At 60.1% G+C, this 15049-nt stretch carries 13 protein-coding genes and 2 pseudogenes; 7 read left to right on the top strand and 8 right to left on the bottom strand.

Translation table 11 applies throughout. From position 1 onward, the window contains the following. Nucleotides 1-1335: 1335 nt before the first annotated feature. The gene (locus tag CFB50_RS18495; protein WP_089446802.1) at nt 1336-2460 is read right to left on the bottom strand and encodes a porin; all 1125 of its coding nucleotides are present in this window, start codon (nt 2458-2460) and stop codon (nt 1336-1338) included. Nucleotides 2461-3360: 900 nt separating this feature from the next. Between CFB50_RS18495 and CFB50_RS18490 the strand changes: the two genes are divergently transcribed. After that, nucleotides 3361-4581 carry an MFS transporter gene (locus tag CFB50_RS18490; RefSeq protein WP_089446801.1) on the top strand — a complete coding sequence of 407 codons (1221 nt, stop codon included), beginning with the start codon at nt 3361-3363 and terminating at the stop codon, nt 4579-4581. A gap of 287 nt (nt 4582-4868) precedes the next feature. On the opposite strand, the gene thrS is transcribed toward CFB50_RS18490, so the two are convergent. Continuing rightward, nucleotides 4869-6077 carry a threonine--tRNA ligase gene (thrS, locus tag CFB50_RS18485; RefSeq protein WP_089446800.1) on the bottom strand — a complete coding sequence of 403 codons (1209 nt, stop codon included), beginning with the start codon at nt 6075-6077 and terminating at the stop codon, nt 4869-4871. A gap of 883 nt (nt 6078-6960) precedes the next feature. Here thrS and CFB50_RS18480 point away from each other — a divergent pair. The 3 genes from CFB50_RS18480 (at nt 6961) to CFB50_RS18475 (ending at nt 8718) form a co-directional block, all read left to right on the top strand. Continuing rightward, nucleotides 6961-7311, top strand: a complete 351-nt coding sequence (locus tag CFB50_RS18480) for a DUF2384 domain-containing protein (RefSeq protein ID WP_069250429.1) — start codon at nt 6961-6963, stop codon at nt 7309-7311. Nucleotides 7312-8185: 874 nt separating this feature from the next. Further along, nucleotides 8186-8341: a hypothetical protein gene (locus tag CFB50_RS39545; RefSeq protein ID WP_171026816.1), complete on the top strand. Its 156-nt coding sequence runs from the start codon at nt 8186-8188 to the stop codon at nt 8339-8341. A gap of 128 nt (nt 8342-8469) precedes the next feature. Next, complete coding sequence (locus CFB50_RS18475; RefSeq protein ID WP_231937873.1) at nt 8470-8718, top strand: hypothetical protein; 249 nt, start codon at nt 8470-8472, stop codon at nt 8716-8718. Between the two features lie 22 nt (nt 8719-8740). Here CFB50_RS18475 and CFB50_RS39540 read toward each other — a convergent pair whose 3' ends face one another. Both CFB50_RS39540 and CFB50_RS40035 read right to left on the bottom strand, forming a co-directional pair. Beyond that, nucleotides 8741-8890 carry a hypothetical protein gene (locus CFB50_RS39540; RefSeq protein WP_156814593.1) on the bottom strand — a complete coding sequence of 50 codons (150 nt, stop codon included), beginning with the start codon at nt 8888-8890 and terminating at the stop codon, nt 8741-8743. A gap of 86 nt (nt 8891-8976) precedes the next feature. Further along, nucleotides 8977-9216: pseudogene (locus tag CFB50_RS40035) on the bottom strand (hypothetical protein); the annotation flags it as partial. A 421-nt stretch (nt 9217-9637) separates the two neighbouring features. Here CFB50_RS40035 and CFB50_RS18465 point away from each other — a divergent pair. Both CFB50_RS18465 and CFB50_RS18460 read left to right on the top strand, forming a co-directional pair. Further along, complete coding sequence (locus CFB50_RS18465; protein WP_046548875.1) at nt 9638-9877, top strand: hypothetical protein; 240 nt, start codon at nt 9638-9640, stop codon at nt 9875-9877. Nucleotides 9878-9945: 68 nt separating this feature from the next. Continuing rightward, the gene (locus CFB50_RS18460) at nt 9946-10185 is read left to right on the top strand and encodes a hypothetical protein (protein ID WP_089446799.1); all 240 of its coding nucleotides are present in this window, start codon (nt 9946-9948) and stop codon (nt 10183-10185) included. Between the two features lie 271 nt (nt 10186-10456). On the opposite strand, the gene CFB50_RS18450 is transcribed toward CFB50_RS18460, so the two are convergent. From CFB50_RS18450 to CFB50_RS18440, 3 genes and pseudogenes are all read right to left on the bottom strand, one after another. Next, nucleotides 10457-10717 (bottom strand): transcriptional regulator, encoded by a 261-nt coding sequence (locus CFB50_RS18450; protein WP_089446798.1) that lies wholly within the window; start codon nt 10715-10717, stop codon nt 10457-10459. Nucleotides 10718-10879: 162 nt separating this feature from the next. After that, a complete protein-coding gene (locus CFB50_RS18445; protein WP_089446797.1) occupies nt 10880-11197 on the bottom strand; it encodes a hypothetical protein in 318 nt (105 codons plus the stop codon). A 176-nt stretch (nt 11198-11373) separates the two neighbouring features. After that, nucleotides 11374-12417: pseudogene (locus CFB50_RS18440) on the bottom strand (AMP-binding protein); the annotation flags it as partial. Nucleotides 12418-12774: 357 nt separating this feature from the next. Between CFB50_RS18440 and hchA the strand changes: the two are divergent. Continuing rightward, entirely contained in the window at nt 12775-13656 is an 882-nt protein-coding gene (hchA, locus tag CFB50_RS18435) for a glyoxalase III HchA (protein ID WP_069250425.1), read from the top strand. A 72-nt stretch (nt 13657-13728) separates the two neighbouring features. On the opposite strand, the gene CFB50_RS18430 is transcribed toward hchA, so the two are convergent. Further along, nucleotides 13729-15018: an acyl-CoA dehydrogenase family protein gene (locus tag CFB50_RS18430; protein WP_089446796.1), complete on the bottom strand. Its 1290-nt coding sequence runs from the start codon at nt 15016-15018 to the stop codon at nt 13729-13731. Nucleotides 15019-15049 lie beyond the last annotated feature (31 nt).

Raw genomic sequence — 15049 nt, 5'->3', positions numbered from 1 at the left:
TCATGTCACACGGTGCAATTTCGCTGTCGGCGCGCCCGCCGAGGTCGCGCTGACAGCATCACCATTCATGTCGTGTCTTGCACGGGGAGATGATCATTGTGCAAGGGAACCATCCGGTCGACGCGGCCGCACTTCGCGGTAACCGTTGGCGTTGCGGGATCCGTACTATTTCCAAACGGGATATGCACATCCCGAGGCTTTGAGGCCGGTATCGCGCTCAATTGTCTCTACGGCGAGTGCGGTTAGTAATCGCACATTGCGGGCACCATGTTCCCGCACTTATATTAATCGGCCGAGACTCCCAGACGTGGCCGCGATGGCATTGCCAAGTCAATTTGGTCCGCCGCCCCTGATACTCTTTCGATAAACACAGTCCACCACGAGCGGTCGCAAGCGCCCGCATGTCATCAATTGTCTGACGCAATTTGAGGCCGGCACATTGCCGACACCAGTGTCCGAGCCAAATCTGACTCGCTATCGCCATCCATTCGTGTCCCGCCGCGCAACGAAAAGGGTATTTTTCGGCTGAGCCCACATAAGCATCTGCCAAACAAACGCCTCCCTTTTTGCGGGCGGCCGCCTGCAGACGTGCCAATCCATTGGGATCAACCAGCCCGGAGGAGGTTAGCTTTGCGCAACGACCACACCAGGTTCCCCGGAAAATATCGTTTGCCCTGGCTTCCCAACGATGCCCCTTTGCACATTCGAATCGATATAGACGACTTTCGATCGTATAGTGAGCCGAAAGACATTTTCCGTCTCTCTCCTTTGCTTTAGCGTGAAGCCGGGCCAAACCATCCGAACAACCGCTTCGCCGCGTCGCGTCACTATGCGCGCAGTTCGGACACCAACGGCCCTCACTGATCTTCCTTCCCTCCACGCTCCACTCGTGTCCCGCTGCGCAACGAATTTGGTAACGCGCAAATAATCCAACGAATGGACCACTCAGCAGCGTCCCTCCTCGCTCTGCCAATTTCGCCAACCATCTATCACGAATATCTTCCTGCTGACAGGATGTGCATACCGGTGCACCGCCGTTTCGATAGAGCAAGGTCAATGCCACACGCTCAAAAACATGCCCACGAGCGCAAGCGAACCGATGACGTGAATTGACACCCCTCCACTCGCTCGCCAAACATTGCCAACCATATTGGGCAGCGCACTGTCTCAACCTCTCAAGCATGCTCCCTCACTTCGCCGTCACATTCCCGCCAAAATCGAAATCGACAATTCTCCATCGTTTCGCAATACTGATGATTTTCCAGACTCGAATTCAGACATCAAAAAAAAGCGCCCGAAGGCGCTTTTTCGGAACCGACTAGCCAGCCGTCACGCTTAGAAGCGGTGACGCAGGCCGACCGTTGCGGCGGTTTGGCTGACCTTCGAGCTCGGGAACGCGTTGATGTCGCCGTTGTAGATCGATGCGCCCAAACCGGCGCCCTTCGTACCACGCTGGTACACCGCCTGAGCGTAGACGTCCGTACGCTTCGACAGGAAGTAATCAGCTTGCACGCCGAACTGATTCCAGTGCGTGCTGTTGCCGTTCTGCTTCGCGTTCGTGTACGTATAGGCAGCGCCCAAGCCGAGAGCCGGCGTCAGGTTGTACTTCGCGTTGACTTCGTAGTTGTCCGCGCGCAGCGTACCCAGGCCGTTCGTCTGATTGTCGAGACGCGATTGCGTCCATGCCGCGCCGACTTGAGCCGGACCGAATGCATAGGCTGCGGCAATACCATACGTACGCGTGCGGCCCTGAATGCCGAATGCGTTGCCGTTCGTATCGACAGTCGGGTTCACCGCGCCCGACGTGGACAGGCCCGCGTTGTTCGCTTGCGAGTACGCTGCGCCCAGCTTCAGGCCTTCAAACTGGTACGACAGGCCGGCGCTGTATGCACGGTTGTTGGCAAAGTTCGTGCTGTTCGAGAACGAGTACGTGCCACCGAATTGCAGGCCGGCGTAGTTTGCGCTCGTGAACTTGATCGTGTTGTTCAGCGCGACGTCGCCGTTCGTGCTCAGGCGGTCATTGTTCAGCGGGTGCGCGAAGTACGTGCCGCCCCACGAGCCCGTTGCCGTCAGCGGTGCCAGGTAGTCTTGCGTTGCGTCGTACTGCTTACCCAGCGTGACCGTGCCGTACTGGCTCGACAGGCCGACGAAAGCCTGGCGGTTGAACATGCCGCCGTTGCCGTTCGCGAACTTGCCGTTACCGATGTTGAAGCCGCTTTCCAACGTGAAGATTGCCTTCAGGCCGCCGCCGAGATCTTCCGCGCCGCGCAGGCCGAAACGGCTCTGGTCAATGCCCGAACCCATCGAAAAGCGCGACTTGCCTTCGCCCGATGCAGTCTGGACGTTGCTTTGGTAGGTGATGCCTGCGTCCAGCACGCCGTACAGCGTCACGCTGCTTTGCGCGTGAGCGACGGTAGCGAACGATGCCGCAGCGGCAGAAACGATCAGGGTCTTGTTCATTCGTGGTGCTCCCTTCTAAAAAGAGGCAGGTCTCGCGACCTTGTTCATAAACGGTCTGCAACCGCCCGGAGGACCTTGTTTCGTTGGTCACTCCCGGATAGATGCCCGTTTGGGAATCGCGAGTGTAAGAGCGGTGAAAGTAACGAGACCCACGACTAAATAGAAATTGTGTATTTCTCTTTTCGCAACGAAAAACTCATACAAATACACAAACCGCTGTTATTAAATGATTTTTTTGCTTGACGCCGTGAATACTCACACGGCACCTTTGCCGCGATTTTCTTATGCACATGCCTTGACAGTAGCCAAAAAACTACGCCACACAATCTCAACAATTCCCTGAGCACGCCAAATCGCTTGTCCGCGCCCAGCTTGATCGACTTCATCCTGACGTACTCCCTCGGCAACGGTTGATCCATAGTCTCGATAGTGCTGACCTCCTCGGCGGGACCGGGAACGGGAGAACTCTGCTTGTTAGCTGCGTCGCGATCACAAGGCAGTGTCGCTGCCAGGGAACACCGCGACGGACTATGTTGGCCACCCAGGCAACCCACAAAAATGTAGATAAACTACATTGCGCCTATCCAGATCCACTCCCTAATACCTCCAAGGCAGATATACAGAATCACCGTAAATTCCCGGTATCCCGCCCTTGACCAGCCGCGCCGTCAGCGGTTAATGTTGAAAAACTACATGATTTAGCCGGCTATTCTGATACGGGCACTGGCTTGCTTTTTCGTGGTTTCGCTTCCGCTGTGACAACCTGGGGTCTGCAGAAGCGTCCGCTTACTGAGGCTCGATACGCTCATTCCGGGAGGCCCCGGAGTACCGGACCTCCCGGCAACGTCCGCAGGAGCGCGCGTGCATCGCGTGCTCCGTGCAAAAGAAAGGTGACTGTTCGTGCGCGCCCAGCATCAAGCCTTTTTCCATTCGCTTTTCCTTGCCCGCCTCGCCGACCAAATTCTGTTGTTTCTCGTGCCGCTGGTCATCTTTCAGATGACAGGACGCGTGTCCTGGTCGGGCATCGCGTTTTCGCTCGAAACACTGCCGAGATACCTGTGCTTCCCGTTTCTAGGCGCGCTTTGCGACCGGTATTCGCCTACGAAACTGATACGCGTCAGTCAGGTTCTCCGCGCGGCGGTATGCATCGCGGGCGTCGCCGCCTACGACCTCGTCGGCGGCATCGGATGGCTGATCGCGCTGTCCGCGTTGTGCGGCATGCTGACGAGTCAGGGCATCGTTGCGCGCGAAGTGATGCTGCCGCAGATATTCAGCAACCATCGCTTCGAAAAGGTATTGTCGTATTCGCAATTGGCCGACCAGCTTGGTCTGGTGCTCGGCCCCATGCTCGCGGCGATCCTGCTGTCGTGGTGGCGCTGGGAATTCGTCGTGGTGGCCGCGGCCGTGCTGTTTGTCACGGCCGACGTCGCGCTTGCCTATTGGCAAAAGGCCAGCGCGTTCGAATTCGTGATGCCGGAAGGCACGCACGGCACCTGGTTCACACCGATCAAGACGGCCTTGTCTCACGTCATCCATCTCCCGGGCCTCAAGTCCGTCATCATGTTGGCTGCCGCGGAGAACCTCGTGATCGGCGTCACGCTCGCGACATCCGCCGCGATGGTCACCGGCTTTCATCACGAAAGCGGACGCTATTACGCAGGACTGCAAACGGCTGGCGCGTGCGTGACGATCGCGATTCTGCTGATGACGGCGAGGTTGCATGTCCCGAGGCGCGTCCTCGGCCTCGTCGGCTTCGGGTCGATCTGTGTCGGCGGCGTTATCGCGGCAGCCAGCCCGGGAATTGCGGGGTACGTTTTCGGCTTCCTGCTGATCGTCGGATTCGACAAGATGTTCAACGTGTACATCCGGAGCACGCGGCAGAAGATCATCCCCACGCGCGACTACGGCAAGACGACGGGAGTCGTCATCCTCCTCAACAACATGACACAGCCGCTCGCGGGCGTCGCGGTAGGCGCGTTCTCGACGCGTTTCGGACCAGACACGGTGATCATGGTGCTGTCCGTGTGCATGGGTTGCCTCGGGTTGCTGGTCTCGCTCGCACCCCGCATTCGAAAAGGCCACAGCCCCTCGTCGGCCTCGGTGTCCTCGCATGAGGGCTGATGCCATGATTGAACGATTCCCGCAATACTTCGAGCGCAGCGCGCGCATCCGGCCCAGTTCGTCCATGCAAGTGCAACTGCCGATCTTGAACACCATCTCAAGCATCCGCTCACCGCACCGACACGATGCGGACTCACGACATCCTTCGGCCCATAGAATGATGCGTTCGATTGCTTCTCTCATAATTGTTAGAGTTACTGATCAAGTTATGTTTGAAAATCGATTCGATGAATTCTCAAGGTGTCATCAATCCGCCTGCAATAGCAGGAAACGGCCCCGTCGTCGAATCAGAACACCCGCGTCGCTGACGGAACGCGCGCATGCTGCTTGACGTATGCGAGCGCATCGTTGATCGTCAGAACGTGCTGCTCCCCGTCCCTCATTCGTAACGACACCTCTCCGGCCAGCGCCTCCTTGCGTCCTGCAATTGCGACGATCGGCGCGGCCAGTTCCCTTGCATCGAAGATCTTGCGCGGCAGGCGCTCGGCGCGGAAATCCCTCAGCACCCGACAGCCGGCGTCTTCGAAAGCGAACGCCGCGTTGTCGGCAAATGCGCGTTCATCTTTCCCAATGTTCGCAACGACGATCTGGTCTGGTGCCAGCCAGGTCGGCAACCATCCCTCGTAGTGTTCGAGAAGAATACCGATGAACCGTTCGAGGCTGCCCAGGATCGCGTGGTGCAACATGACGGGCGTTGCCTTCGCACCGTCCTCTGCGACATATGACGCACCGAGCCGTTCCGGCAATACGAAATCGAGCTGGATCGTCCCGCACTGCCACTTTCGTCCTTGGCGGTCGAGCAGATGAAATTCGAGCTTGGGACCATAAAATGCCCCCTCTCCCGCCTGGATCGCGAAATCGAGACCTGCCGCGCGTGCAGCGGATGCCAGCATCGCTTCCGAGCGATCCCAGACCGCATCGTCACCCGCGCGGACCGCCGGCCTCGTCGACAAAGCCACATCAAATTCGCCAAATCCGAAGTCTGCATAGATCGTCTTCAGCAACACACAGAATCGTGCGACTTCAACCTCGACCTGATCCTGCATGCAAAGCACGTGAGCGTCGTCCTGCGTGAACGCACGGGCACGCATGAGGCCATGCAACGCCCCGGACGGTTCGGCCCGGTGGACCGCCCCAAATTCGGAATATCGGATTGGGAGATCGCGGTAAGACCGACTGCCTTTTTTGAAAACCTGCGCATGGCACGGACAACTCATCGGTTTGAGACAGTACGGATTGTTGTCACTCTCGAGTGAAAACATGTTTCGCCCGAATTTCTCCCAATGACCGCTCTGTTCCCAAAGATCGCGCGAGACGATCTGAGGCGTCCGCACTTCAGAAAAGCCCGCCTGACGCATCCGGACGCGGATATATTCCTCGACAACCCGATAAAGAACCATGCCGCGCGGATGCCAGAAGACGGCACCCGGACTTTCATCCTGCTGATGAAACAGATCGAGTTTGTTGCCGAGCACTCGGTGATCGAATTCGTCCATCGTATTCTCCATTGACTTGATACCGGTCGACGGAGCACAAAAAAGCCCCGTCCGTTTCCGGCGGGGCTTAGGGATGGTTGAGGCACTGACTTACGACGTGCAACCTCCCCCCGGCCCGCCGTTGGCGGTCGTGGTAGTGGTCGCGGTAGTCGTAACGAAAAGTGCGTTCATGGGGCTAATCTAGTCAACCTGCCAACGTCTGTCAACAAACATTCGAGTCCAAATTCAGCGCCAAATTTTATGATTCGTTAAAAATCCTCAAACGGAAAATAAATGAAATTCACAGAAAGCATAATGAAATGCATTTTAAAGTAAACAAATGACGGTTTTATTCACGGACTGGAAGTTGCGGGCTATCAGAAAAGGCGATCGCCAGCAGGCCGTTCCCGAGATCAAGGAAAAGCAAGCCGATGCGAGGCGAGGACGGTTATAACGAATCGTTGCACAGTCTGGTGGTCAATGTGCAAGCCGGGGCAAATGGCCGAGCCGAACGCGACGTTGCCGCGGAGTTGTTGCAGGACGTCGCGCGACCAGATCGACGCATCACAAAACAAGTGTGGGCTCTCAGAAAAGTTGTCTTTGGCACCCTATACGAATCAAGGACTTGGACATCTTTTCTGAGACGACTGCATGGCGCTCGTCTCAGAAAAAAGTGTCCTTGGGCACGGGAATTCTCAGAAAAGTCGTCTTCGGGATGTTGCCCGCTTCCGACCACGTGTCTCGGCGGCGCTTGGCAACAAGCATCGGCGCAGAAGTGCGCATCAGAATCCAACCAGACTGATCAGCATGTGCCATAAATGTGCATATAGTGTGCGTTGAGCAATCTGCTATGGATCCAAACGTCGACTAAGACCCAACGCCATCCGGTGGTTTCGACCAGTTCATGGAGTTGTTGAGGGACCGTGATAGCGGCGCGCCGATCGTCTCAGCTCGCCGGTTCGCGGCCGCCTTGTATATCGATATGCAAACGCTCTCACGGCTGGCCCATGTCCATCGCAATACCGTGAGCCGACTGGCGGGCTCTGAACGCGTGCAGAAGTTCCTTCGGGACGCACTTCGGATCATCCGAGCGGCTACCGATATCTCCGGCGACGTTCAGAGGGCGCTCTTCTGGTATCGCAATGAACCGTTGCCGACCTTTGATTGCAAGACTGCTGAGCAGCTCGTTTCAGAAGGGCGTACTGAAGACCTGCTGCGTTACGTTACATCGCTCGAGACCGGCGCGGCCGGATAGGGTCGGGTACATCCGTTGCGGATCTGCAAAATAGCGGCTACTTTCACGTCATGGCCAACCTATGTTCGGTAAAAGAAAACAGGGAGCGGGGCTTACCGGCTTGGACGTGGTTCCGCGGCATGTTCTCGCCCCACCTCCTCAAATGCCCGCTTGATGAGCGGGCATTTTCTTTTTCGCTCCCATTCGTCCGTATGTCCGCGCGAAAGTGTGTATTTCGCACCGGCTCGCACACAACGAACGGTAGTTTGCGGACCTCAACATCGGGTGACGGCGTCGCGAACGGCGTCTGTATCGGGCAGATGCGCATGCTGCGCTGCCAGGCTCGCCGCCTTGGCTTCGAGCGCTTCACGCAATGAGTACAGTTCTATAATCACTTGATGTGTGAGCCGCGTGACGGTCAGGCCTCACCGCGGCTCGTACGTCAACAGGATTTCCGCCTCGACGCCTGACGCATGGCGACAGATATCTCGGATTCGACTGAGCATGCGCCCCTATCGCCCGGGCGACCTGAGAGCGGCGATCCGTTCTGGATGTCGGCGGCGTCGAAGCTATCGGATGGCGCCTGTTGGCCCGGCGGCTGATCAACCGCAGCCTCTCGCAAGACGCATGAGCGCGCGCTTGCCGACATCCTGGTGGCGAGACAGCAGAAGTTCGCTTTCCGACGCGACCATTTTCCGGTGTATGACCTGCTTAATCGCTTGCGCCCCAGATCCTTGGAGATGGGGCGCAAGCGATCAGGCGGAGGTCGAGCGTACTTTCCCCAGGATCGTGCATGTGGAGGCGGTTCGTCCACGCGGCGTGGCGCAGGACTTGTGAATCCTTCCCCCAAGACGCCTAGAATTCAGTCATGGCTGCATTCCACAAGGAGGCTGTCATGACTCAGTCGATGATTGGTTGGGTGGTTGGTTTTGCGGTGGTCGCGGTGGTTGCAGTCGCGTTGGCGCGCCGTTACCGGAGCGAGCATTCAAGTATGGAAGTCGTTCAGTGGTTGGATTCCCATCACTTGGGGTGGATGCACCGCAAACATTGACTTCTCCGCGCTGCCGGCGATAGCCCCGCCTCACTGAAGTTTGCCGGGGACCAAACGCGCCGATGCAGGCGAGCGGATGAAGTCGGCTATGTCGTTGTCTCGCCAGGGGGCTTGGCAAGGAAGGCATCATGGATGATGAAGTGTGTACAACCCACACGCACGTGGCACGCCTTCGCGTGATGAAGACGATGTGTGGGCGCTATCGCGGAATCGTCCACTTGCACCACATCGGAGAGGATCCAGGCTCCTCTGAGCAACACGATACCGAAGAGGATTTTGCGACAGACGTGGAAGCGCGCGACGCCGCTCGAGCGCTCGCGCGCACTTTGCTAGAAGAACAAATCCAGGGGCACGAAAAGACGCAAGGAACCGATTGAACCTGCGTCGGCGGCTTGGTCGTTACGCAGCGTCGCTTGGCAACACGACGCCCATTAGCGCGTAGCGCGGCAGTTGCATAATGCGGCCGCTCACCCGCTGATCTGCTTTGAGAGCGCTGGACAGAAAGGAATGTTGGTTTTTCGTCGCGAGTTTTCCGTTGACCGGCAGCATGGCGTCGGCTTGCCCAATTTCAGTTCGGGACGCGCATCTCCGATTGTCGCGTGCTCCCATGCATTGCTGCACATCAGAGATCCGCATCAACGTACTGCGTCGAGCATCCAATGTTCACCTTGGTTCTGGTCGATGATGTCTTCTGCATAACGTTGCGAAGCCCGACGTGCGTCACCGGCACTGACAAACGGCGAACCGTCGACAAGCTTGAAGGTCTGGCTCCGGGTCAGCGTGGTGTCAGTGCCGCGAAGGCAAACCTTGACCGGCGCGTCGAAACGAGCTTCGTAGTTGTGCGTGCGGACAGCGCCTGCTTGAAAGTGAGGGTACCGTCAGGGCACCATCTCCCCGCGTATCGGCGATTGTTCACACGCGGCTGAGCCGGTCGGTCCCGCGCCCAATCGGGGCGGCATGCCATGCGGCGGTTCGCGCAGAACTTTCGCTGTACAAGTTCGCCAATGGGCGTAGGATGGATTTGTTGACTGACTCGCTACCGATTCCCGCGCCACTCAAGGCGCCCCCCTCCGAACGTGATCGGGCCTCTCATCGAAACCGCGCAATGCGGACGAGCGCGCCGCATATCGGCTGCGTATGCGAATCGCCTGATCGATGCATGTCTACAGGACACGAGCGTGTTGGATAACGCGTCCTGATCTCTTCCTCGGTCCATCCTGTTTCTGCGTCCGCGGCGCCGCCAAAGACTCAAACACGCCTCGCGCATGGCGCACCGGCAACGTCGGGAGGCTGGATATGAACAGAAAAGACTTGTTGAAATGGATTCGACGCGATGGTTCTGGTGTCATCGAACAGTTCCTGCCGTATGACGCTCGTGCCGAGATGGACGGCGTCATTCTCGATCGTCGTCATGAAATCGATGAGGATGCCTTCCTGATGTTTTTCTCGATTCGCGCGCTGTTGCGCAAAGGCGGAATGGCGAGCTGCGAATCGGACCAGGAAGCAGGCCAGATCATGGCACTCCTCAAGCTTTGACTGTTCTGGTCGCGACGATACACTTCGCGGTGGCCACGGGCCCCGCAGCAACTGAAGGAGGAAGGAAAATGCAAGTCGACCCAACCCGATTCCATGTCGACCCGACACCGCGCAGGGCCGACGGGGAATACATGGCACACGTGCGGATCAGCATCGATCGTGCAGACGGCAGTGAGTGCGACGTTCAACTGAGCGGAGATCTGGCTGGCTTCGACGTTCGCGAGGATGCGATTGCCTTTGCGAAAAACTGGGCGCTCGAATGGCTCGACGCGCATTTGGCCGACGATCTCCCCGCGTCGATGAATTGAAATTCGGGTGGCACGCCAGCCGCCCGAGCGATCAGGGCGTCGCCGGGATCGAGGCCGACGGCAATACATGCTGCTGCCAAAGCAGGCTGACGCGGTGTCGAAGGTCGGTCGAGAGGATGGCCATCCTTGGAGGGCCACAGACCAAGGCAGCAAGCACGCCCTCTAACGGGCTCATCATCGCCAGATCGGGCCGCATGCGTTCCGCATCCTCGAAGTCCGCGACTCTCGTGTGCCGAACTTCCTCCCGAGTGCGGCGCGTCGCGTCGGGATATCAATCCAGTCGATCGAAGGCACCCGCTTCAAGATCTTTCCTGAAATGCTGTAGCCAGTCGCTTTCGTCGCCGATCACGTATTCCTTCGTAATCTGCGTCGAGAGCCTGGTGATGGTGACATAGCCTTGTAGACCGAGGTTCTCATCACCCTTCGGGTCGGTCGTATCCGTTTCCTGAAGATCGAAATCGCCCTCTGCCAAGCCACGGCGCTCCAAGGTCGCCAGAAAGTCCCTGTGTTCATCCGATTCGATCAGCCGCATATCCGGCCCCCTCGTGTTCAGCGGAGATGTCGCGCGGCTCGATGTCACGGGGCCGACGGCACGCGTTCGAGCGTTGAAATCATGCACACCGAACTCACGCGGAATACCTCACGATCCCCCTCATACGGCGCTACCGGGAAGCAAGCGTCATCGCCTGCGGTTTTATCGTCTGGGTCCTTTCATGCTTTCCGACTCCATGGCCGCATTCCGCTCCTCGCTCGCCTCGACAGGGTCCATCGCTTCGTCAACCGACGCCGTTGCGCGCTCGGCGGCCGCTTTAGTTTCGTCTTCCAGGGAGTCGACATCGCTGTTGCCGTCACCCGGGGGTAGCAGCATGTCCTTGAGCATCGCGCTCAGCTCCGGCGTGTCCCATGGCAGGCCACGCCTGGTTCGGACCTTTATGTAGTGTTTCACTTCCGCGTCCTGCTCCGCGGTTAACGGCAGCCCCTGGAAGGTACTTTGGGGGTCAGAGTTTGTCATCGCTGTCTCCTCCTGCTATAGCGTCCTCAGTGTAGTCCCGTTGCGACCATGAGAGTCGTGACCGAAGCGCTCATTCGTCGAATCAAATGCCGTGCGTCGCTGCGGCAGGCAACAGCTGGCCATCAGCAGTCGTTGGCTGCCTACGTCACCATGACATTCGATCGGCCGATTCCGCAGCACGTTTCCGACATTCCGTATCCGGTGTGCAGACCTCGATGCCGCGCGCGAGCGCCGCCCGTGCCTCGCGTTGCGCAACGCGCAACAGTCCTTCCGGCAACGGCGAGCCGCCGACGATCACTTTCCACGACGACAGGTCCGTCGCAGCCGACGCCCGGCTGTCGAGAATCATCGCGAGCAGCGTCGGCACGCAGTGCGAATACGTCACCGCTTCGCGCGCGATCAGCGCGAGCAAGCCTTCCGGCGAATAGCGCCCCGGATAGACCTGCTTGAGGCCGAGCGCAGTCGCGATATACGGCATGCCCCACGCGTGCACGTGGAACATCGGCGTGATCGGCATGTAGACGTCGTCGCGATGCACGCGCCCGCGATCGCGAGCGCTCGACAACGCGGCCATGCCGGCCAGCGTGTGCAGCACCAGCTGGCGATGCGTGAACGCGACCGCCTTCGGTAGCCCGGTGGTGCCCGTCGTATAGAACGTCGTCACGCGGGTCTGCTCGTCGAAATCGGGAAAACGAGAAATCGGGCGAGCCGGCCGCGACGAGCCGCTCGTATTCGTCGGCGAAGCCATCGGGCAGGTCGACGTCGCCGCCGTCGGCGATCAGCACGAAGTGCGTCACCGCGGTCAACCGGTCGCGCATGCCCGCCAGCAGCGGCAGGAAATCGCGGTGCACGAACAGAACACGCGCGCCCGAATGGTTGAGCGTGTACAGCAACTGATCGGAAGACAGCCGCACGTTGGCCGTCATCAGCACCGCGCCCATCATCGGAATCGCGTGATAGCACTCGAGGTAGCGATGGCTGTCCCAGTCCATCATGGCCACGACGTCGCCGGTATCCACACCGAGCGCCGTGAGTCCGCTCGCGAGCTGACCGATGCGATGGCGAAACGTCCAGTAGTCGTGCCGGACCCGGTCGCCGTACACGATCTCCTGCTCGGGCCGCGTCGCGAGCGGCGCATGTAGCAGTTGCTTGATCAGCAGCGGATACGCATGCGCGGCCGGAGCCGCCTCATCGTCCGGAAGCGGGTATGACGAATTCATGAATGCCTCCATAAGCGACCTGGCCGGTCGTCGCGATTGCGGTCACGATACCGGACGGGTCGGGTTTCGCGCCCCCCCTGTTCAGGGGGAGGGACGCCGGCGGAACGGCCGGGCGTTCGGCCTTTCGTACGAACATCGCGGGGGCCGCGGCGCGCGACCCACCTGTTCGGGGGGGCGTTCGCCGCAACGCGGCGTTGTAGGATTCATCGCAGCGCGGATCCTCGTCGTCGGGTCCCCGTCCACACGACGAGGCATGAACGGAAGGCCGGCGCGGCTGGTTCCGCCATGCGCATCGAGACCGGCCGCCGGCGAACCCATGCCGTCACCCCCGAACCCATCCCCGAACAAGGAGCAGCCATGACTTCCGACACGACGCAGACGGACCGAACGCCCGCCCCCGATCCCGCCGAGAACAACGCGTTCTTTCCGTCGCCGTATTCGCTGTCGCAATACACGTCGTCGAAGACCGATTTCGACGGCGCGGACTACCCGAATCCGTACACCGGCGGCAAGTGGAAGGTCCTGATGATCGCGACCGACGAGCGCTACGTCCTGATGACGAACGGCAAGATGTTCTCGACCGGCAATCATCCGGTCGAGATGCTGCTGCCGATGCATCACATGGACAAGGCCGGCTTCGAGATCGATGTCGCGACGCTCTCCGGCAATCCGGCGAAGCTCGAGCTGTGGGCGATGCCGAAGGACGACGAAGCGGTGCAAGGCACGTACCGGAAATATCTACAGAAGCTCAAGACGCCGCTGAAGCTGTCCGACGTGCTCGAGAACCACCTCGGCGCCGATTCGCCGTACATCGCTGTGTTCATTCCCGGCGGCCATGGCGCGCTCGCCGGCATTCCGCACAGCAAAGACGTCAAACGAACGCTCAAGTGGGCGCTCGACAACGATCGGTACATCGTCACGCTATGCCACGGCCCCGCGTGCCTGTTGTCGGCGGCGATCGACGAGGCCCCGGAAGACTACCCGCTCAAGGACTACGAGATCTGCGTGTTTCCCGACGCGCTCGACACCGGTCCGAACCTCGACATCGGCTACATGCCGGGCCCGCTGCCATGGCTCGTCGCCGACCGCCTGGAGAAACTCGGCGCCAAGGTGCTGAACAAGGACATGACCGGGCGCTGCCATCAGGACCGCAAACTGATCACGGGCGACAGTCCGCTCGCGTCCAACGGTGTCGGCAAGCTCGCCGCCGCCGCGTTGCTGAAGGAAGTGGGGAACTGACGTCGTGCGCGCCGCGCACCGGGGCGACGTTCTGCCAGGGCGCGCGGCTTGCCGCATGACGGCACGCGCCGCTTACTCGCGCGTCCACCCGTTCTGATAAAGCTCGCCGGCCAGCACGCCGAGACGCGACGCGAGGATGTAGTTCTCGCCATCCTCGATCAGCGCCGAACGCACGTCGCGGAACAGCTTCTCGATCGGAAACTCGCGCGTGGTGCCGTTGCCGCCGAACAGCTGAAACGCCTCGTGCGTGATCTTCATCGCTTCCTCGGTCACGCTGACCTTGGCCTGCGCGGTCGCGTACGGATGACTCTGCGGCGACATCCGCGAGAACGCGAGGCTGCGCCGCGCGATCGCGCGCGCCATCTCCAGCCGGCGCAGCATCTCGCCGATGCGCAGGTGCGTCATCTGGTGATCCATCAACAGCGCGCCGCCCTGCTTGCGCTCGTGGCAATACGCGAGCGCGAGTTCGAACGCCGCGCGCGCGACACCGACGAACACCTGGCACATGTGCGTGCCCGCATACGACCACGTCGACGCGAGATTGCCGAGATAGTCGTCCTTCAGCGCGATCGCGAAACGCTTCGGCACCTTCACGTTGTCGAAATAGATCTCGCCCTGCGGTAGCGAGCGCTGGCCGATCTTGTCGAGCGGCTTGCCGCGCGAGACGCCCGGCAGATCGAGCGGCAGGATCATCGCGATGCCGTTGGTGAACTGGCTGCGTTCGCCTTCGCCGTAGAACCCGTCGCCGTAGTCGGCGGCCATGTACGCGAGCGCGACCTGCGCGACCGACCCGTTCGAGATCCAGGCGGAGCTTTGCCCGTTGATCACGATCTCGTCGGCGCCGACCTTCGCGGTCACGTTGCCGACCGGCTGCCGGCCGTTCGCGCCGAGTTCCTGCCGATACAGGATCGCCGCATCGGAGCCGCGATCGGGCTGCGTGTTCATCCAGCAGCCGACCTTGCCCGCGCACATCTCGACCAGCTCCGGATTGCCGACCGAATGCGCCATCATCAGCGGCATCGTCGCCGCGCCGATCGACACGGCCAGCCCCGCGTCGCCCCAGCCCAGCTCCTCGCCGATCAGCGACTCGATGCGCACCGCGGTTTCCGGCGGAAACTGCGCGATCAACTGCGGATCGAGACCGAGCTTCGCGCTCTCGACGATCGCGGCCCAGTACGGCGAACCGGGCGCGATCACCTCCTCCGGCGTCATCCGGTCGAGCTCGCGCCCGATCGGTCGCAGCACGTCGCGCGCAAAGCGGTGAACCGTGTGCTGGATCGCGCCTTCCTCTTCGCTCAGCGGCGTCTCGAAGCCGGTCAAGCCGACCAGCGGCAACGCCGCGGACTTGTTCAGACGAATCATTTCCGTTCTCCTCCTGGACTCCAGTCATGTC

The organism is Burkholderia sp. AU33423 (assembly GCF_002223135.1).
Lineage (GTDB): Bacteria > Pseudomonadota > Gammaproteobacteria > Burkholderiales > Burkholderiaceae > Burkholderia > Burkholderia lata_D.
The sequence above is the reverse complement of the archived record's forward strand: the minus strand, read 5'-3'. Positions and strand labels throughout refer to the sequence as shown.